This window comes from Martelella sp. AMO21009, assembly GCF_053484295.1.
The window spans coordinates 75,778-93,410 of the sequence record NZ_JBAKFR010000016.1 but is presented as its reverse complement, the minus strand read 5'-3'; the positions used below and the strand labels follow the sequence as shown (position 1 = coordinate 93,410).

At 62.4% G+C, this 17,633-nt stretch carries 17 protein-coding genes; 5 read left to right on the top strand and 12 right to left on the bottom strand.

Annotated features, from left to right (window positions below):
* Positions 1-50: 50 nt before the first annotated feature.
* Entirely contained in the window at positions 51-224 is a 174-nt protein-coding gene (locus tag V6766_RS16785; protein WP_200337644.1) for a hypothetical protein, read from the top strand.
* Between the two features lie 23 nt (positions 225-247).
* Here the strand turns inward: V6766_RS16785 and V6766_RS16780 are convergent, their stop codons facing one another.
* Positions 248-1,174 (bottom strand): NADP-dependent oxidoreductase, encoded by a 927-nt coding sequence (locus V6766_RS16780; RefSeq protein WP_448468394.1) that lies wholly within the window; start codon positions 1,172-1,174, stop codon positions 248-250.
* A 211-nt stretch (positions 1,175-1,385) separates the two neighbouring features.
* Here V6766_RS16780 and V6766_RS16775 point away from each other — a divergent pair, with 211 nt between their 5' ends.
* Both V6766_RS16775 and V6766_RS16770 read left to right on the top strand, forming a co-directional pair.
* A complete protein-coding gene (locus tag V6766_RS16775) occupies positions 1,386-2,555 on the top strand; it encodes a zinc-dependent alcohol dehydrogenase (RefSeq protein ID WP_448468392.1) in 1,170 nt (389 codons plus the stop codon).
* Complete coding sequence (locus V6766_RS16770) at positions 2,552-3,349, top strand: SDR family NAD(P)-dependent oxidoreductase (RefSeq protein ID WP_448468390.1); 798 nt, start codon at positions 2,552-2,554, stop codon at positions 3,347-3,349. Before V6766_RS16775 ends, V6766_RS16770 begins: the two co-directional genes overlap by 4 nt.
* An 85-nt stretch (positions 3,350-3,434) precedes the next feature.
* Here V6766_RS16770 and V6766_RS16765 read toward each other — a convergent pair whose 3' ends face one another.
* From V6766_RS16765 to V6766_RS16750, 4 genes are all read right to left on the bottom strand, one after another.
* Positions 3,435-4,310 carry an SDR family NAD(P)-dependent oxidoreductase gene (locus V6766_RS16765; protein WP_448468388.1) on the bottom strand — a complete coding sequence of 292 codons (876 nt, stop codon included), beginning with the start codon at positions 4,308-4,310 and terminating at the stop codon, positions 3,435-3,437.
* A gap of 191 nt (positions 4,311-4,501) precedes the next feature.
* Positions 4,502-5,503, bottom strand: a complete 1,002-nt coding sequence (gene cydB, locus V6766_RS16760; RefSeq protein ID WP_448468386.1) for a cytochrome d ubiquinol oxidase subunit II — start codon at positions 5,501-5,503, stop codon at positions 4,502-4,504.
* On the bottom strand, positions 5,500-6,912 hold the full coding sequence (locus V6766_RS16755) for a cytochrome ubiquinol oxidase subunit I (RefSeq protein ID WP_448468384.1): 1,413 nt from the start codon (positions 6,910-6,912) through the stop codon (positions 5,500-5,502). The genes cydB and V6766_RS16755 overlap by 4 nt, the downstream gene beginning before the upstream one ends.
* A gap of 106 nt (positions 6,913-7,018) precedes the next feature.
* The gene (locus V6766_RS16750) at positions 7,019-8,779 is read right to left on the bottom strand and encodes a thiamine pyrophosphate-dependent enzyme (protein ID WP_448468382.1); all 1,761 of its coding nucleotides are present in this window, start codon (positions 8,777-8,779) and stop codon (positions 7,019-7,021) included.
* Between the two features lie 295 nt (positions 8,780-9,074).
* Here V6766_RS16750 and V6766_RS16745 point away from each other — a divergent pair, with 295 nt between their 5' ends.
* Positions 9,075-10,091 (top strand): MDR/zinc-dependent alcohol dehydrogenase-like family protein, encoded by a 1,017-nt coding sequence (locus tag V6766_RS16745; RefSeq protein WP_448468380.1) that lies wholly within the window; start codon positions 9,075-9,077, stop codon positions 10,089-10,091.
* Positions 10,092-10,107: 16 nt separating this feature from the next.
* Here V6766_RS16745 and V6766_RS16740 read toward each other — a convergent pair whose 3' ends face one another.
* From V6766_RS16740 to V6766_RS16730, 3 genes are all read right to left on the bottom strand, one after another.
* A complete protein-coding gene (locus V6766_RS16740; protein ID WP_448468378.1) occupies positions 10,108-10,299 on the bottom strand; it encodes a hypothetical protein in 192 nt (63 codons plus the stop codon).
* 151 nt (positions 10,300-10,450) lie between these two features.
* The gene (locus V6766_RS16735) at positions 10,451-10,891 is read right to left on the bottom strand and encodes a DUF421 domain-containing protein (RefSeq protein ID WP_448468376.1); all 441 of its coding nucleotides are present in this window, start codon (positions 10,889-10,891) and stop codon (positions 10,451-10,453) included.
* A 7-nt stretch (positions 10,892-10,898) separates the two neighbouring features.
* Complete coding sequence (locus V6766_RS16730) at positions 10,899-11,456, bottom strand: hypothetical protein (protein WP_448468374.1); 558 nt, start codon at positions 11,454-11,456, stop codon at positions 10,899-10,901.
* Between the two features lie 352 nt (positions 11,457-11,808).
* On the opposite strand from V6766_RS16730, the gene V6766_RS16725 reads away from it, so the two are divergent.
* A complete protein-coding gene (locus tag V6766_RS16725; RefSeq protein ID WP_448468372.1) occupies positions 11,809-12,843 on the top strand; it encodes a UDP-glucuronic acid decarboxylase family protein in 1,035 nt (344 codons plus the stop codon).
* 302 nt (positions 12,844-13,145) lie between these two features.
* Here V6766_RS16725 and V6766_RS16720 read toward each other — a convergent pair whose 3' ends face one another.
* From V6766_RS16720 to V6766_RS16705, 4 genes are read right to left on the bottom strand one after another with little or no spacing between them, the layout of a single operon-like run.
* Positions 13,146-15,179, bottom strand: coding sequence for an oxidoreductase (locus V6766_RS16720; protein WP_448468370.1), 2,034 nt, complete (start codon positions 15,177-15,179; stop codon positions 13,146-13,148).
* Positions 15,180-15,230: 51 nt separating this feature from the next.
* The gene (locus tag V6766_RS16715) at positions 15,231-15,989 is read right to left on the bottom strand and encodes an amino acid ABC transporter ATP-binding protein (RefSeq protein WP_448468368.1); all 759 of its coding nucleotides are present in this window, start codon (positions 15,987-15,989) and stop codon (positions 15,231-15,233) included.
* Between the two features lie 16 nt (positions 15,990-16,005).
* Positions 16,006-16,815, bottom strand: a complete 810-nt coding sequence (locus tag V6766_RS16710; protein ID WP_448468366.1) for an amino acid ABC transporter permease — start codon at positions 16,813-16,815, stop codon at positions 16,006-16,008.
* Positions 16,812-17,558: an amino acid ABC transporter permease gene (locus tag V6766_RS16705; protein ID WP_448468364.1), complete on the bottom strand. Its 747-nt coding sequence runs from the start codon at positions 17,556-17,558 to the stop codon at positions 16,812-16,814. The genes V6766_RS16710 and V6766_RS16705 overlap by 4 nt, the downstream gene beginning before the upstream one ends.
* Between the last annotated feature and the right edge of the window lie 75 nt (positions 17,559-17,633).

Here is a 17,633-nt window from a genome sequence, read left to right as displayed (position 1 = left end):
CAATGAAACGGCATCCAATGCCGAAACACGCGCTATGGATTGGATAAATCATGTTCAAGAACGGTCTCTCCCCGCTTACTCTGGCCCTCGTGGTGGCGGTTCTGATGCTGCTGGCGGTGGTCGGTGTCTATCGGTTCAACGCAGCGCCGGTCGAAGCGCCGACCCGGCATCCGCCCATCGAAGACGTGCCGCCGAGCGCCACGGGCGACGCCGACACCCCTTGAGCGGGCGTCGGCGCCGATATTTCTCAGGCCACGCTCAGTACCACCTTGCCCTGCGTATGCTGGTTTTCCAGAACCGCCTGGGCCTTCGCCGCTTCGGAAAGCTGAAAGGTGTTCTGAACGGAAATCCGCAGCTTGCGCCGCTCGACGAGTTCGGCGATCTCGGCGAGCTGGCCGCCGTTGGGTTTGGCCATGTAGCCGGCGGTGCGGACCTTGAATTTCGAGGCGGTTTCCCGGTCGGGCTCGCCAAGCGTGGAGACCATGATGCCGCCTTCCTTCAGCACCTCAAACGAACGCATGCGCGTTTCGCCGCCGATCAGGTCGAACACGAGATCGACCGGATCGAGGACGTCCTCGAAGATTTCCGATTTGTAGTCGATCACCTGATCGGCGCCGAGCTTGCGGGCGAATTCCATGTCTTCGGGCGAGACCGTCGTCGCCACCCAGGCGCCCTTCGCCTTTGCGATCTGAACGGCAAGATGACCGACGCCACCGCCGCCGCCATGGACGAGGACGCGCTGGCCCTCCTGAAGCCCGCCGTGATCGATGAGACCCTGCCAAGCGGTGAGGCCTGCAAGCGGAACGGCCGCGGCTTCCTCGGCGCTCAGCGATTGCGGCACGGCGGCGAGATGCTCTGCTGGCACCGCCACATACTCGGCATAGCCGCCGCGGCCCATGTCGAGGAAGGCGAACACGCGGTCGCCGACCGCGATGTGTCCGACCCCTTCGCCAAGCGCCTCGACGTCTCCGCAGATATCGCGGCCAAGGATCATCGGCAGCCTGTCCTCGCCAACGGCGCCGTAATCGCCGGAACGGATCTTCCAGTCTACCGGATTGACGCTCGCGGCAAGCACCTTGACCAAAACCTCGCCAGCGGCCGGCTCCGGCCGCTCGACCTGCTCGAGCTTCAGAACCTCGGGCGTCCCGAAATCGTGGTTGCGGATCGCTTTCATCTCTGCCGTCTCCTTTGTTGGTGCGGCGGTCACACCGCCGTCATTCTGTGCCCAAACGATTGAAACGGCGGATTGTTCGCACCGTCGTCCAAACGACCGGAAGATTCCGGAACCAAACGGGATGACTTCAGTTAGGCGCTCAACCAGGGATCGACCGGGAAGGCCGCGCGGCGAGCGCGCGGCAACCGGGGCCCCAACAGGAGGACGCCCAATGAAAGCTCTGCGTTGGCAAGGAAAACACGATATCCGCTGCGAAGCCGTGCCCGATCCCGAGATCGAGGATGGCCGCGATGCAATCATCAAGGTCACGGCCTGTGCCATCTGCGGCTCGGACCTCCATATCTACGAGGGCACGATCCCGGAAATGCACCATGGCGACGTCATCGGCCACGAGGCGATGGGCGAGGTCGTGGAAGTCGGCCGCGACAACAGCAATCTCAAGGTCGGCGACCGGGTGGTCGTTCCCTTCACGATCGCCTGCGGCGAATGCTTCTTCTGCAAACGCGGATATTTCTCCGGCTGCGAACGCTCGAACCCCGACAGGGACAAGGTCAGCAAGCTCTGGGGCAATTCCCCCGGCGGCCTCTTCGGCTATTCGCACCTGCTCGGCGGCTATAGCGGCGGCCAGGCGGAATTTCTGCGCGTCCCCTTTGCCGATGTCGGCCCGGTGAAGGTGCCGGAGGGACTGACGGACGAACAGGTCCTGTTTCTCTCCGACATTTTCCCGACCGGCTACATGGCGGCCGAGAACTGCGACATTCAGCGTGGCGACACTATTGCGATCTGGGGCTGCGGGCCGGTCGGCCAGATGGCCATCCGCTCGGCTTTCCTTCTCGGCGCCGAACGCGTTATCGCCATCGACACCGTGCCCGAGCGACTGGAGCTCGCCCGAAAAGGCGGCGCGGAGACGATCGATTTCCGGGAGGACGACGTCTACGACCGTATCATGGAACTGACCCGCGGCCGCGGCGCCGACGCCTGTATCGACGCTGTCGGAACAGAGGCCGATGCCTCGGCTAGCTGGGACTCGCGCTGGGATCGGATCAAGGTCGCGACCTTCATGGGCACCGACCGTCCGCACGTCCTGCGGCAGGCGATCCATTGCTGCCGCAATTTCGGAACGGTCTCGATTGTCGGCGTCTATGGCGGCTTTCTGGACAAGGTGCCGATGGGCTCCGCCATCAATCGCGGCCTAACCTTCAAGATGGCGCAGACCCCGGTGCAGCGTTACCTGCCGAAGCTGATGGACCTCATCGAGCGCGGCGAAATCGATCCGTCCTTCGTCATCACCCACACGGCGTCGCTGGAGGATGGGCCCGAGCTCTACAAAACGTTCCGCAACAAGGAGGATGGCTGCATCAAGGCCATCATGAAACCATGAGCAATGATCAGAAGAATGAGCTTGCCGTCATTACCGGCGCATCGTCGGGCATCGGTTTCGAGCTGGCAAAATGCGCGGCGGAAGACGGCTACGACCTTGCGATCGCGGCGAACGAGCCAGAGATCCAGGCCGCCGCCGACAAGCTGACGGCAATGGGCGTCAAGGTCTATGCCGCGGAGGTCGATCTGGCAACGCGGGAGGGTGTCGCCCGCTTCGCCCATGCGATCGAGCAGACCGGGAACCCGGTCGGGTTGCTGATGGCCAATGCCGGACGCGGTCTCGGCCACGGCTTCCTCGATCAGGCGCTGGAGGACGCGCAACAGGTCGTCGATACCAATATCAGCGGCACGATCACGCTGGTCCATGAACTCGGCCGGCAAATGCGCGAACGCGGTGAGGGCCGGATTCTGTTCACCGGCTCGATTGCCGGGCTGACGCCCGGAAGCTTCCAGGCGGTCTATAACGGCACCAAGGCTTTCGTGAATTCCTTCTCCTTTGCGCTGCGCGAGGAGCTGAAAGACACGGGCGTGACCGTCACCTGCCTAATGCCGGGCGCCACCGATACCGCGTTCTTCGAACGCGCCGGGCTTACCGATACCGCGATCGGGCAGGGCGACAAGGACGATCCGGAAAAGGTCGCCAGGGCCGGTTACGACGCGATGAGGGCAGGGGAGGGCGATGTCGTCGCGGGCTGGAAAAACAAGGCCATGGCCGCCGCTTCCGGCATGGTGTCGAGCGAAAGGCTGGCGGCCCAGCACCGCAAGATGGCCGAACCGGGCTCCGGCAGGAACTGAGTGCAAGGGGCAGCGGCCCGGTGGTTTCGGCTACCCCTGAATGAAGCAAGGAAACCTCCGGCCCGGGAGGCCGGAGGCGACGACCTCAGATTTTGCTGACGGCGTCCTTGCCCTTCATACCGTCGCGGCTGTGCCCGAGATCGAGATCCGTCTCGGGCTCGGCTTTCAGTTCGTCCGGAACCATCTGGCCGGGGCCGCCCTTGGCGATCGTCGTGCCGCCATCGACATACCATAGCGCGCCGGTGACGTTTGACGCCTCGTCCGAAGCGATGAAGGCGTAGACATTCGCAATTTCCTCCGGCGTGCCCCGGCGTCCGAGCACGGTGCCGGCGAGCGTCATCTTCTCCATCTGATCGTTCATCGGACCGGTATTGGTATGGGTCCAGGCCGTGTCCACCGGTCCCGGGCACACGCAGTTCGCCCGCACGCCGTATTTGCCCTGCTCGAACGCGACGCCGCGCATGAAGGCGTGCACGAAACCCTTGGTCCCGCCGTAGGGCGTGTTGTTCGCTTCGCCGACCTCTCCGGCTTCCGAACCGGCGGATATCACGACGCCGTGCGTCTCCTGCAGATGCGGAAGCGCGTATTTGGTCATCAGGAATACCGAGCGGACGTTGTCGGTTATGGTGCGGTCGAAGTTTTCGACGGAGTAGTCCTGGCACTCAGCGGCCTCGAGAAACACCCCCGCATTGTTGATCAGGATGTCGAGACGGTCATACCGCTTGATGGCTTCCGCGACACAGGTTTCGGCAACCCCATGGTCGCCAAGGTCGCCGGGGAAGGTTTCCGCCTCGCCGCCCTTGTCGCGGATGGCGGCGGCGACGTCATCGATCGGATCGCCGGGCAGGCCGGCAAGCAGCAACCTCGCGCCCTCCCTGGCGAATTTGTGTGCGATGGCTTCCCCGATCCCTGTACCGGCTCCGGTGATCAGGGCGATCTTTCCGTCCAGTCGTCCAGTCATGATCTTGTCCTTTCCTGGCATGTGGTTCGCCCGCCCAACTGAACGGACTGGACGATGTTCCGAGAAATGATGAGACCACGATCAGGACAGGACCAGCCGGATCGCGTGACCGAGCGCAAGCATCGCCGCCACGCCGATCAGCCAGTAGCAGACGAACCAGCCCAGGCGCTTCAGCCACTTCCGACGGGGCATCAGTGATAGCCCTCGGAGAGGTCGACCTTGCCTCTGAAAACCCAGTAGGCATAGGCGGTATAGGCGAGGATGATCGGGATCAGGACCAGCGCGCCCACCAGCAGGAAGCGCAGGGAGCTATCCGGAGCGGCGGCCTCTTCGATGGTAAGCGCGCCGGGCACCATATAGGGGTAGAAGGAGATCCCGAGGCCGGCATAACTCAGGACGAACAGGCCCAGCGCCGCGAGAAACGGCTGGAGATGTTTTTCACGCTCCAGCCCAATCCAGAGCCACCCGGCGCAGGCAATCACGGCGAGCGGCACCAGCGCCGAGAAGAAGGCCGTCGGCCAGCCGAACCAGCGTTCGAAATAGACCCGGTTGATGAACGGGGTCCAGAGCGAGACGATGGCGATCGCGGCAATCATGGCAATGGCCGTAGGCGCAGCAAGCCGGCGCGCCCGCGCCTGCACCGGGCCTTCGGTCTTGAGGTTGAGCCAGGTCGCGCCCAGAAGCGCATAACCGATGACCAGGGCAATGCCGGTGACGAGCGAGAACGGCGTCAGCCAATCCCACCAGCCGCCGGCGTACTGGCCATCCTCGATGCGGATGCCCTGAACCAGCGCGCCAAGCGCGATCCCCTGCATGAAGGCCGCCACCAGCGAGCCGGCAAAGAAGCCGGTGTCCCAGCCGCGCCGGATCTCGCTTCTCCAGCGGAACTCGAGCGCGACGCCGCGGAAGATCAGCGACAGCAGCATCAGGATGATCGGCATGTAAAGCGCCGGCAGGACCGTGGCGTAGACGACCGGAAAGGCGGCCATCAACCCGCCGCCTCCCAGCACCAGCCAGGTCTCGTTGCCATCCCAGACGGGCGCAACCGTTGTGGTCAGGAGATCGCGCTCGTCGCGCTTGCGGAAGAAGGGCATCAGGATGCCGGTTCCGAGGTCGAAACCGTCCATCACCACATAGGCAAGCACGGCAAAGGCAATGATCGCGGCCCAGATGGTAGCAAGATCGAAGCTCATTTATCGTTCTCCCCGGTCGCTTCGCCCGGACCCGGCGTGATGCCGGAGGATCGCAGCGGTCCTTCCTTGAGGTCATGGTCGTCGCCGGTTTCGGGCGGTCGCCGCATCAGTTTCAGGAGGTAAAAGACGCCGGCGCCAAACACCGCGAAATAGACGAGGATAAAAGCGATCAGCGAAGCGCCAACGGCCGGCGCGCTGACCGGCGACAGGCTGTCCGATGTCCTGAGCAGGCCGTAGACGGTGTAGGGCTGGCGGCCGATCTCGGTCGTATACCAGCCGGCCAGCACGGCAATGAAGCCCGAGGGACTTGCCGCGATCACGACCTTCTGCAGCAAGCGGTTTTCATAGAATGTGCCGCGATAGCGAGCGTATAGTGACCAGAGGCCGATCGCCAGCATCAGGAAGCCGATACCGACCATGATGCGGAAGGTGAAGAACACCGGCAGCGCCGGCGGACGCTCGTCGCGCGGCCATTCCTTCAGGCCCCTGATCGTCTTGTCCCAGCTGTGACGCAGGATGACGGAGCCGAGCCGCGGAATCTCGATCGCAGCATGTGTCTCCTCCGCCCGGTCATCGGGTATGCCGAACAGGATCAACGGCATGCCATCCTCATGGGTCTCGTAATCGCCCTCGATCGCGGCAATCTTCTGCGGCTGGTGTTCCAGCGTGTTGAGGCCGTGCTGGTCGCCGGCAAATATCTGGATCGGTGTGACGATCGCAGCCATCCACATCGCCATCGAGAACATGATCCGCGCCTGCCGGTTATTGGCGTTCTTCAGCAGATGAAACGCCCCGACCCCGCCGATGACGAAGGACGTGGTCAGCAGCGCCGCGAGCACGGTGTGGGTGACGCGATAGGGAAAGGACGGATTGAAGATGATCGCCCACCAGTCTTCCGGCAGGAAGTGGCCGGCGGCATCGCGGCTGAACCCCGCCGGCGTGTGCAGCCAGCTATTGGCAGAGGTAATCCAGGTGGCTGAGATCAGCGTGCCGAGCGCCACCATGCAGACGGCCACCATGTGCAGCCCGTCGCCGACGCGGCTGCGCCCGAACAGCATGATGCCGAGGAATCCCGCCTCGAGGAAGAACGCCGTCAGCACCTCGTAGCCCATCAGCGGACCGATGATGGCGCCGGCTTTTTCCGATAGCACAGCCCAGTTGGTGCCGAACTGGTAGCTCATGACGATGCCGGAGACGACGCCCATGGCAAACGCCACGGCGAAGATGGTTTTCCAGTAGTCGAAGAGCCTCAGATAGGCAGGGTCGCGCTTCCACAGCCAGAGCGCGTTCAGGGTCGCCAGATAGCAGGCCGTGCCGATGGAGAAGGCGGGAAAGACGAAATGAAACGAGACGGTAAAGCCGAACTGAATGCGCGCCAGCATTTCCGCCGTCAAGCCGAGAAAGGTCATCGGCTGAAATCCTTTGAAACAGTGTGTGCGCTCTGACCCGCCCGGGCAGCAAGTTTCTCCTCGCCCGGGCGCGCCAGCATGTCTTGGCCGCGTTCCAACCGCGGGGTCACAGAACCTCGCGGACGGTGTCCGATCCGATGGTAAGCGCAATCTTGCCGCGTTCGGGCGTGCCGCGGGCGAGTGAACGGGCGAAATGGGCTGCCTGCTTGGCGGTCACCTTCGGCGGCTGCGGCGGTTCATGGGGGTCGACGATCGCCTCGATCACCGCCGTACGCGGGGAGGAAAGCGCTGTGGCGAGCGTTGCGGCGCACGCGCCTGGCTCCTCGATGCGGAAACCATCGACGCCGAAGCCGCGCGCCACCATCTCGAAATCGATCGGCTGCAGTTCGCACTCATATTCCGGATTGCCGAGGAAGACCATTTGCTCCCATTTGATCTGACCGAGCGAATTGTTCTTGATGACGACGACCTTTAGATTGTCGAGCCGATAACGGGCGCAGGTGGCGAGTTCGCCGATCAGCATGGTCAGCGCTCCATCGCCGACGAAGGCCACGACCTGCCGTTCGGGAAAGGCGATTGCCGCGGCGATGGCGTAGGGCAGCCCGCAGGCCATCGAGGCAAGCGTGCCCGAACACGAGAACATCATATCGGGCTTGAGCGTGAGATGCCGCGCCGCCCAGGTGGTCACTGTTCCGGAATCTGTCGCGATGATCGCATCCGGCGCAAGCAGCCGGTCGAGTTCATGGGCCACGACCTGCGGCTTCATCGGCATATCCTTCCGCGTGCCCCGCTCCTCGAGCAGGTCACGCCACTCTGCCATGTTCTTCTGCGCCTGCTCTAGGAAGGAGCGATCCTCCCGCACTTGCAGGAGCGGCTCCAGATGCCGGAGCACGGCACGGGCGTCACCGGCAAGGCCGCAATCGACCGGATGGCGCAGGCCGATCCGGGTCGCATCGAGATCGATCTGGACCACGTTGGCCCGGCCCGGTTCGGGATAGTATTCGATGTAGGGAAACGCTGATCCGACGATCAGCAGCGTGTCGCAGTTTTCCATCGCCTCCTGCGAGGGGAGGGTGCCGAGCATGCCGATGCCGCCTGTCGTATAGGGACTGTCGTCGGCGACGGCGCCCTTGCCCAGCAAGGCCTTGACGATCGGGGCGCCCAGTTTCTCGGCGACCTGTTCGAGGAGATCGCCGGCGCCGATCGCGCCCTGTCCCGCCAGAATGACGGTCTTCCTGCCGTTGTTGAGGATCGAGGCCGCAGCCTGCAGTTCCTCTGCCGCCGGAACCGGCATAGTCGGACCGGGTTGGCCCTCGGCGTGGCCGGGGACGTTGCGGGCCGAGCGTTCTTCGGTGGCGATCAGTTCGGACTGGATATCGACGGGTATCGTCACATGGGAGACGCCGCGCCGCGAGACCGCTGCCCTGCAGGCGAGATCCACGGCATTGGCCATATGGGCTGCCCCCATGATGCGGGTGTTGTAAACGGAAACGTCCATGAACAGCTTGTCGAGTTCGACATCCTGCTGGGTGTGCGTATGCAAAAGATCGTGGAACTGCAGCCCGGTTATCGCGAGCACCGGCTGACCATCGAGCTTCGCGTCGTAAAGCCCGTTGAGGAGATGAATACCACCCGGGCCGGACGTTGCGAGGCAGACGCCGAGCCGACCGGTCCATTTGGCATAGCCACAGGCGGCGAAGGCAGCCGCTTCCTCGTGCCGAACCTGGATGAAGCGGATCTCATCCTTCCGCTTTCTCAGGGCTTCCATCACGCCATTGATTCCGTCGCCCGGCATGCCGAAAATCGTGTCCACGCCCCACTCGATCAAGCGATCGACCAGCACGTCACCTGCTGTCATCTTGCTCATGAGCTTGTCCTTCCGGTTATTCTGTTGGTTGCGCTTCATCCGGCCAACCACCAAGAGGCCGAGATGTTCCTGCCGACAGAGCTTTTCCAAAAGGCGCTCGAATGGCCGCATGTGCCGAGCGGTATCAGCTGATAGAGGGCGATGCGAGCAGGCTGTCGATTGCCGCGCCATGTTGATCGGAGCCTCAGAACCTCCCTTGCGGCGCATTGTTCCGAGCTTGAGCATCGGGCGCGGCTTCTTCCGGAACCTTTGGCGTCTTTTCCAGTTCGAAGGCTCAACCAGGAAAGGAGTTGAGATGACGTTATTCCCGAACGATCAGAGCGACATCATGGAACGCATTTCGGCCCGCAGCACCATGCGGACGGCCGTGGTGACCGGACCGGGGCGCATGCATACCGAGGAGAGGCCGCTGCCGACGCCGCAGGCGGGCGAAGTGCGCGTTCGGCTGGAGGGTTGCGGCGTCTGCGCTTCCAATCTGGTGCCATGGTCGGGTCCGGAGTGGATGGAGTTTCCGCTGCCGCCGGGCGATCTCGGCCATGAAGGCTGGGGGCTTGTCGACAGCATCGGCGCGGATGTCGATCCCGGTCTGCTCGGCCAGCGGGTGGCCACACTTTCCCATGCGAGCTATGCCGAATACGACATTGCCCAAGTGGATGAAATCGTCCCCTTGCCGAAGGAACTGGATGGCCGTCCCGTGCCGGGCGAGCCGCTCGGCTGCGTCGTGAACATCTTTCATCGCAGCGGTATCCGGCCTGGCGACCGGGTGGCGATCATAGGCATCGGCTTCCTCGGAGCCCTGCTCACGCAGCTTGCCGCCAATGCCGGAGCGAAGGTGATTGCGATTTCCCGGCGGCAATCCTCGCTCGCGCTCGCCGAACAGTTTGGCGCGGCAACGACGATCGCCATGGACGACCACTGGCAGATCATAGAAACCGTCAGCCAAATGACCGAAGGCCGGTTCTGCGATGTGGTCATTGAAACCGCTGGAAAGCAGTGGCCGCTTGATCTTGCCGCAGAACTCTGCGCCGAGCGTGGTCGCCTGATTATCGCCGGCTACCACCAAGACGGTCCGAGGCAGATCAACATGCAGCTCTGGAACTGGCGCGGCCTCGACGTCATCAACGCCCATGAACGCGCGCCGGAAGCCTATCGCAAGGGCACGACGGAAGCGATCGAGGCCGTGGTCGCGGGACGGCTGAATCCCTGGCCGCTCCTGACCCACAGCTATCCGCTTGATCGTCTTGGCGACGCGCTGAACGACGCGGAGGCCAGGCCCGACGGCTTTGTCAAGGCTTTCGTTAGTTTCGACTGACGGATAGCGGTGCCGTCTACCGCTCATCCTTCTTCGGCTTCTCCGCCTTGTTCGGCGAGAGACGGTGCACGGTCGCGTCCTCCGATCCGGTGATCACGGTCGGCTTGGCGCTGGCCACGCCATCGCTGTCACCGCCGGATTGCTTCTTTGCGAATTGCGGTTTGGCATCCTTTTCGATGCGCTTCTTGGTTTTTGAATGATCGGACATGGTCACTCCTAAGGTTGTTTCGCCGGCTCTGCTGTTTATCCAATGTGATCAGCACCCGCCGCTTGCGCACAGCGGGTTACCCCGAACCGGTGAGGTGGAGAAAGGTTCCGGAGCCGCCGTAGATCGCGCCTTTCGGACGAGAGGCACTCGCCTATCGCGGAATGATGCTGACACCGCCATCCGCTTCGAGAACCGCCGACTTGATCTGGTCGAGACGTTCCAACCCGTGAAGCTGGCGCGCTGTCGCCAGAACGTCTTCCAGGCTCACCCGGGACCGTTTCAACGCTCTCAGGTCGGGTCTGCCGTCGGATATCAGCACGGTCGGCGTGCCATCCAGGAACAATGCAAGCCTTGGCGTCCACCGCTTGACGTAGGAAAGACCGATATCAATCGTAAACAGCACGATGATGAGAATGACAGCATTGGTAATCGAAAAGTCGTCTCCGAGAAGCGCCTGTTGGGTGGTTTCCGCGACGATAAGCAGAAGGACAAAGTCGAAGGGCGTCATCTGGGCCACGGCGCGCCGGCCGGAGAAACGCAAGATCGCGAGCAAGGCGATATAGATGGCAAAGCCGCGGATAACGGTTTCCATGGTGACCTCACGGTAGAACCAATGTTGAGAATCGGACGGGCGCTTCACCGTCAACGGAGATGGCAAAACGCTTCCAGCCCGGCGACTGGGCGCGTAGATTGATGACGACAGAGCCCTGCTGATCGCCATTTGCGGCAAATAAAAGCCGATGACCGTCCTCTGCGAGCTCCGTTCGGGTCGGAGTTGGCTGGATGCTCTCGATCTGAAAGGCGTCCTCGAAAGCGGCGCTGAGCAGGACGGTATGTCCAGCAAGGGCTTGCTTGAAATCGATCTCCATCCTGTCGGAAGTCTGCCAGCGCGTCACAGCCGGGAGCTGAATGGTCGCCACGCCGCTGCCCTTCGTGGCGGCGGAGAACGGGCCGCCGGACCCGGTGAAGCCGAGGACCGCCAACAGCACAAAACCGATAAATGCGAGCCAGGCGCACCGTTGAGCAGACCAGAACCGCTCCTGGAAGGTCCGGTTCTCGTCAAGCTGCAGGCCATCGAGCCGGATCGGCGGCGCGCGGCGAGCGGTCGGCGAATGAGCCTCCGGGACATCGGATATGCCAGTCTGTCGTTTTCCCATGCACTTTCTCTGAATGGCCTGAAGGCGATAGAGCGTGTGCGGCCGATTGCGCCTGCGCTGCCAAGAAAACGATCGTATCGGTTCGAATGTTCCTCGCTCGCAGGCCGATCGTCCGCTCCGTCTGTCACCCTTAAAGATGCTCTGCCTTCATCAATGGGAACAAAAGCTTCAACGCCCGGTTAGGAGCATCTTCGCCGAGGACGACCAAGGCTGGGCACCCTGGGGGCAAATCCCCGCAGTGGCCTGCCCAGCCGGTTGCTGTCGGTCAAGCTTCTGCAATGACATGGCGGGCCGCTGCCGTGGCGGTGCCTTGCCGCCGCGCCCGCAGCCCATAATTGAGGACTTTAAAACGATGCCGAAAATGACAGGGCGACCGAAACACATCCTAGTTGCCGGCGGAGCCGGTTTTCTTGGCTCGCATCTTTGCGAGCGCCTTCTAGCCGAGGGACATTATGTCATCTGCGTCGACAGCTTTGTTTCGGGCGACAAGGCAAATCTGAAGCATTTGTCGCGCAAGATGCGGTTCCGCTCCATCGCCCACGACATCTGCTCGGATCTGGAAATCGACGGGCAGATCGACCAGATCTACAACCTCGCCTGCCAGGCCTCGCCGCCGCGCTACCAGCAGGATCCGACCCATACGTTGATGACGAGCGTGATCGGGACGGACAAGCTTCTGAAGCTCGCCAGCAAACATTCGGCGCGGTTCCTACAGGCTTCGACCAGCGAAGTGTATGGCGATCCGCAGCAGCACCCGCAAAAGGAAGATTACTGGGGCAATGTGAACTGCACCGGTCCGCGCGCCTGTTATGACGAAGGAAAGCGCGCCGCCGAGACACTCTGCTTCGACCGGCTGCGTCGCGGCGAGGCGGATGCGCGGATCGCCCGCATCTTCAATACCTATGGCCCGCGCATGCGGCCCGACGACGGGCGGATCGTTTCCAATTTCATCTTGCAGGCTCTCCGCGGCGAACCGCTGACAATCTATGGCGACGGCAGCCAGACCCGCTCCTTCTGCTTTGTCGACGATCTCGTCGATGGTCTTGTGCGGTTGATGAACCACCCCGAAAATCCCGGCCTTCCCGTGAATCTTGGCAATCCCGGCGAATATACGGTGCGGGAGGTCGCCGAGAAAGTGGCTGAGCTGACAGCCACGGAGCTTAACCTGGAAGACAGGCCGCTGCCGGTGGATGACCCGCAACGCCGCCGCCCGGATATCGGCCGCGCCTTGTCCCTGCTCGGCTGGAGACCCGTCACCGAGCTTTCGGACGGCCTCAAACAGACGATCGACTGGTTCCGTGGAAGCGCCCCCGTGCTCCCAGTGCATGCAGGCGGTGCAGGCGGGTCTCCCGAGCCCGCCCTCTCGGCAAATGCCGAGCGGCGCTGACAACGCGAAAAGAGGCGGATCCCCAGGCGACCCCGTCACGGGGATCTGCGATGCCTCGGCGCCGGCGGTATGGCCGGCGATCACGGTGTTGAAAGCGGTAAACTACGCCGTCGTTTTATGCGCGTTACCATTTCGAAACGGATTTCAATTGACGGCCGCCTGAAACCGTGTGGCCTTCGGGGGCTTCGGAGGGCGGTGGGAGATCGAATTTGCTGGCTTGCCGGAAGAAGTAGAATAGCCTTGCCAGACTCCGATCTGCCTGTTGAAAACCAATGCAGCGCCGCTGCAACTCGGTGCCAGGCTTAGCAAACCGAGCACAGTCTCAAGGCATCATAGATCGCCGCATGGACGTTGCGGGAGGCCTGGGCGTCGCCGATGCGATGCAGTTCGAAACCTGCGCGGGCCATGGGCTGCGGCGTCAGATTCTTGAGCGCATGCAGATTGGTGACGCCGTCATTGCCGGACCGGCCGCGTAGTTCCTCGAAGGTATCGTCGATCGGGATCGTGCCCATTTCCACGACCACCTGATCGACGACGCGTTTCTCGCTAGCGTGGGTGAGTTCGTTCATCAGAACCGCTTCCAGCCGATTGCCGGCTTTCCTGACCTCGGTGAGGCGCAGGTGCGGATCGGCGCGCAGGCCCGCCCTTGTGAATTCCTTCTGCCAGCGGATGATCTCCGGATAGACGAGATCCTGTCCGATATTGGTGTCGATCGTGGTGAGCTGTACCCGCGCGCCCTCGTTCATCGCCGTCTGAGCGGCGAGCAGTGCCGGGTGGCGGCCGGTATTGTCCCAGATGAGAACATCGCCCTGCGGCCTGACCTGCCGGCCGACAATATCCCAGGCGCTCAGGACGAGTTCCTCGCCGGGGCCGAATGCCGTCTGGGGAATGCCGCCAGTCGCGAGGATCACCAGATCGGCCTCGAGTTCCAGAATATCAGCCGCCTCCATATAGCGGTTGCATTCGACCTGAACGCCAAGCAGCTCGAGTTCCGTGAGCCGCCAGTCGATGATGCCGACGAGATCGCGCCGCCAGCCATTGGCGGCAAGCAGGAGCTGTCCGCCCGGCTGCGGCGCGGCCTCGAACAGCTTTACCTTGTGTCCGCGCTCGGCGAGCACGCGGGCGGCTTCGAGTCCTGCGGGGCCTGCGCCTATGACGATTGCGTTGCGCTGCGTCTCGGCCTTTGCGATTTCGTGACCGACGGTCAGCTCACGGCCGGTCGCGGCATTGTGCAGACAGCGCGGTCGATAGGCCGATTGACAGTGGCCCGCGCCCACGCAGGGGCGGATGCGCTCCTCCTCGCCGCGCATCAGCTTGGCGACCATGTGCGGGTCCGTCATCTGCGGCCGGGTGAGGCCCGCCATGTCGACATGGCCTTCGGAAACGGCAAACCGCGCTGATGCCATGTCGGAGAGTTTTGCGGCATGAAAGACCGGAAGCCCGACTTCGCGCTTGAAATGTCCCACGGCCTTCACCCAGGGTGCGGCCGGGGATCCCATGCCGGGAAAGGTCTCCTCCGAGAGGGCGCGGGCGGTATCCATCGAACCATAGAGCGCGTTGAAGAAATCGACGGCCCCTTCGCGCTGCAGAATCTGCGCCGCCTCGATGCATTCCTCGGCCGAGAGCGCGCCATCGATGCCCTCATCGACCACGAAACGCATGCCGACAATGAAATCATCGCCGACATTGCGGCGGATTTCGTCATGCACCATCAGCGCGAAGCGGATGCGATTGTCGAGCGAGCCGCCGAAGCGGTCGGTTCTGTGGTTGGTCTTCGGCGAGAGGAACTGGCCGATGATGTGGCCGGACGCCAAGGTCTCGATCCCGTCGAGCCCGCCTTCCTCACAGCGCCGCGCGGCCTGGCCATAGGCCCTGATCACGCGGTTGATGTCGTGCTCGTCCATCTCGCGCGGAATAGCGCGGTGCAGGGTTTCGCGGATCGGCGACGGGCCGATGGCGGGCAGCCAGTCCTGCGCATAAGGGTCGCCCCGGCGTCCCAGATGGGTGATCTGGCACATCAGCGCCGCGCCATGGGCATGCATGCGCTCGGAAAAGCGCTGCAGATGCGGAATGATTTCGTCCACACCGACATTGAGCTGCTGGAAGATGTTCGGGCTGTCGATATCGACATTCGATGATCCGCCGAACATCGACAGCGCTATGCCGCCCTTCGCCTTTTCCTCGTGATAGGCCTGGTAGGCTTCCTGCGGAAAGCCGTCCTTCTGTAGCCCACAGGCATGCGCAGTGCTCATGATGCGGTTGCGCAGGGTCAGTTTCTTGATGGTCAGCGGCTGAAGCAGCGGATCCCGCTTCGCGCCCTGGTTCTGGTCGCTCATCTCTATTCTCCCACGGGGTATTTTCTCGGAGATCGGTCTTGTCGACGACCTTCAGAGCACCTTGGACAGGAATTCTCGTGTCCGCGGATCCTTTGGCGCGTCAAACAGCTCCGCTGGCGGTCCGCTTTCGACGATCCTGCCGGAATCGGTGAAATAGACTCGGTCTGAAATTTCCTTGGCGAAGCCCATTTCATGGGTGACGAGCACGCAGGTCATGCCTTCCTCCGCCAGTTCGCGGATGGTGAAGAGCACCTCGTTGACCGTTTCCGGGTCGAGGGCGGCGGTAACTTCGTCAAACAGCATTATGTCGGGGCGCATGCAGAGGCTGCGGGCGATCGCCACGCGCTGCTGCTGGCCACCCGAAAGCTCCAGCGGATAGGCGCCTTCCTTGTCGCGCAGCTGCACCTTCTCGAGAAGCGCGCGGGCGCGCTTTTCGACCTCGGCCTTGTTCTCGCGCAGCACGAGCACCGGCGCCATCATGACGTTCTGCAGAACCGTGCGATGCGGGAACAGGTTATACTGCTGGAAGACCATTCCGACCTTGCGGCGCAGGGCCAGCTTGTCGAGCTTTTCGTCATGAACCTCCTGGCCTTCCACCATAACCGAGCCGGCGTTCACCGGGGTAAGTCCATTGATGGTGCGGATGAGGGTGGATTTTCCCGAGCCCGACGGCCCGATGATGCAGATGACTTCGCCCTTCTTCACTTCCAGATCGATGCCCTTGAGGACTTCGAAATCGCCAAAGGACTTGCGCACATTGCGCATCGAGATGATCGGTTGGTCAGGGGTCCAGCTGTTTTCAGCATTCATGTGAGACAGTCCCTTGTCAGGATCCGGCGGAGAAGCGGCGCTCGAGCCGGCGCGTGTAGATGGAAAGCGGATAGATGAACACAAAGAAGATCGTCATCAGGAAGAGATAGAACGGGATTAGGAATTCCGGCCGCGAACCGGCGGCTTCCATGGCGGCCTGGGTATTGCCGAGCGCCTCGCTGACCCCGAGAATCGCTGCCATCGGCGTCATCAGCGTCAACAGGGCATACCAGTTCATCCAAGGCGGCAGCATGCGGCGCACGCATTGCGGCAGGATGATGTGACGCAGCGTCTGGCCGCGCGTGAAGGCCAGGCTTTCCGCGCTTTCCCACTGTCCGGAGGGGATGGAGGCAATCGCGCCGCGCAGGATTTCGGCGATGTTCGCCATCACCGGAAGAGCAAAGCCGATCGTTGCCTTGACCCAGTCGGGAATCAGAACTTTCTCGCCGCCCGGCAGCGTGACCTGGAACGGCACCAGAAGCATGATCGCGAACAGGATCACCAGCCAGGGCGAATTGCGGAAAAGATGGGTCACCAATTTTGCCGGCAGGCGGATGAATGCGCTGGGGCTGATCTGCATGAAACCGAGGAACAGCCCGGTTACGGTCGCAAGCGCCATGGCCAGCACGCTCATCAAGAGGTTGAGAAGAAAACCCTTCAGGATGAAGGGCATCCACGTGACGAGCGCTGCAAAGGCAGACATCTGGCCGGAACCGGCATCCTGCGCTTCCGCGGTGAACGTCGTGGCGAGGGTCGCGGCAAGGCACAGGCCGCCGACGATGACGGGCGCACGCCAGGTCAGCCTGGCAATCGAATAGGACATCATTGGCCGTATCCTTTCAGCGCAAGCTTGCGTTCGAGAAACGACATGATCTGCGCGATGACGGCGACGAGCAGGATGTAGAACACAAACAGCAGGACCATCATCTCGGAAACATTGAGGCTATCGGACCAGATATTGGCGAGCGAATAGGTGATTTCGGGAACCGCGATCACATAGGCAAGCGAGGAGGTCTTGGCGAGACTGATGATGTTGTTGGTGAGCGCCGGCAGACAGAAACGGAAGGCGAGCGGCAAGGTGATGTAGATGAAGATCTTGAGGTCGGAGAAGCCCAGCGCTTCAGCCGCTTCCTTGGTGTGGTGCGGGACCGCCTCGACACCCGATCGGAAAATCTCGACATTGTAGGCGCCGCCGAAAATGCCGATGGAGATCACCGCCCAGCCGAATGCGCCGATGATGGGTTCGTACCATCCGCCCATGTCGACCTGCGGCGTGATTGCGCCAAGCCCGAAATAGAAAAACAGAAGCTGCACGATCGGCGGCGTATTGCGGAAAATCTCGATATAGGCCGCTACGACGATCCGCAGAAGCCTGGATTTCGAGGTTTGGGCGCCAGCGCCGAGGACGCCGATGACAAGCGACAAGGCGATGATGGCCGATATCAGCTTGACCGAAATCCACATGCCCTCGAAGAAACGCGACCAGTCATAGGGGTCATAGAACGGCGAGAAGTTGATGCCTGCCGTTTCGTTCAGCCGTTCAAAAAACGGTGCGGTGATCTCTAGCAAGGAGGACATTCTCCTGTCTTACCGGGTTAACGACTGGCCGGCCGCCCCACGGGCCGATGGTTTGCCTCGAACAGG

Coding starts and splice junctions, on each gene's coding strand:
- cydB (WP_448468386.1), bottom strand. CDS start 5,503: ATGAGCTTCGATCTTGCTACCATCTGGGCCGCGATCATTGCCTTTGCC.
- V6766_RS16765 (WP_448468388.1), bottom strand. CDS start 4,310: ATGACTGGACGACTGGACGGAAAGATCGCCCTGATCACCGGAGCCGGT.
- V6766_RS16710 (WP_448468366.1), bottom strand. CDS start 16,815: ATGATGTCCTATTCGATTGCCAGGCTGACCTGGCGTGCGCCCGTCATC.
- V6766_RS16750 (WP_448468382.1), bottom strand. CDS start 8,779: ATGAGCAAGATGACAGCAGGTGACGTGCTGGTCGATCGCTTGATCGAG.
- V6766_RS16735 (WP_448468376.1), bottom strand. CDS start 10,891: ATGGAAACCGTTATCCGCGGCTTTGCCATCTATATCGCCTTGCTCGCG.
- V6766_RS16740 (WP_448468378.1), bottom strand. CDS start 10,299: ATGTCCGATCATTCAAAAACCAAGAAGCGCATCGAAAAGGATGCCAAA.
- V6766_RS16720 (WP_448468370.1), bottom strand. CDS start 15,179: ATGAGCGACCAGAACCAGGGCGCGAAGCGGGATCCGCTGCTTCAGCCG.
- V6766_RS16755 (WP_448468384.1), bottom strand. CDS start 6,912: ATGACCTTTCTCGGCTTGACGGCGGAAATGCTGGCGCGCATTCAGTTC.
- V6766_RS16725 (WP_448468372.1), top strand. CDS start 11,809: ATGCCGAAAATGACAGGGCGACCGAAACACATCCTAGTTGCCGGCGGA.
- V6766_RS16730 (WP_448468374.1), bottom strand. CDS start 11,456: ATGGGAAAACGACAGACTGGCATATCCGATGTCCCGGAGGCTCATTCG.
- V6766_RS16770 (WP_448468390.1), top strand. CDS start 2,552: ATGAGCAATGATCAGAAGAATGAGCTTGCCGTCATTACCGGCGCATCG.
- V6766_RS16745 (WP_448468380.1), top strand. CDS start 9,075: ATGACGTTATTCCCGAACGATCAGAGCGACATCATGGAACGCATTTCG.
- V6766_RS16715 (WP_448468368.1), bottom strand. CDS start 15,989: ATGAATGCTGAAAACAGCTGGACCCCTGACCAACCGATCATCTCGATG.
- V6766_RS16780 (WP_448468394.1), bottom strand. CDS start 1,174: ATGAAAGCGATCCGCAACCACGATTTCGGGACGCCCGAGGTTCTGAAG.
- V6766_RS16775 (WP_448468392.1), top strand. CDS start 1,386: ATGAAAGCTCTGCGTTGGCAAGGAAAACACGATATCCGCTGCGAAGCC.
- V6766_RS16785 (WP_200337644.1), top strand. CDS start 51: ATGTTCAAGAACGGTCTCTCCCCGCTTACTCTGGCCCTCGTGGTGGCG.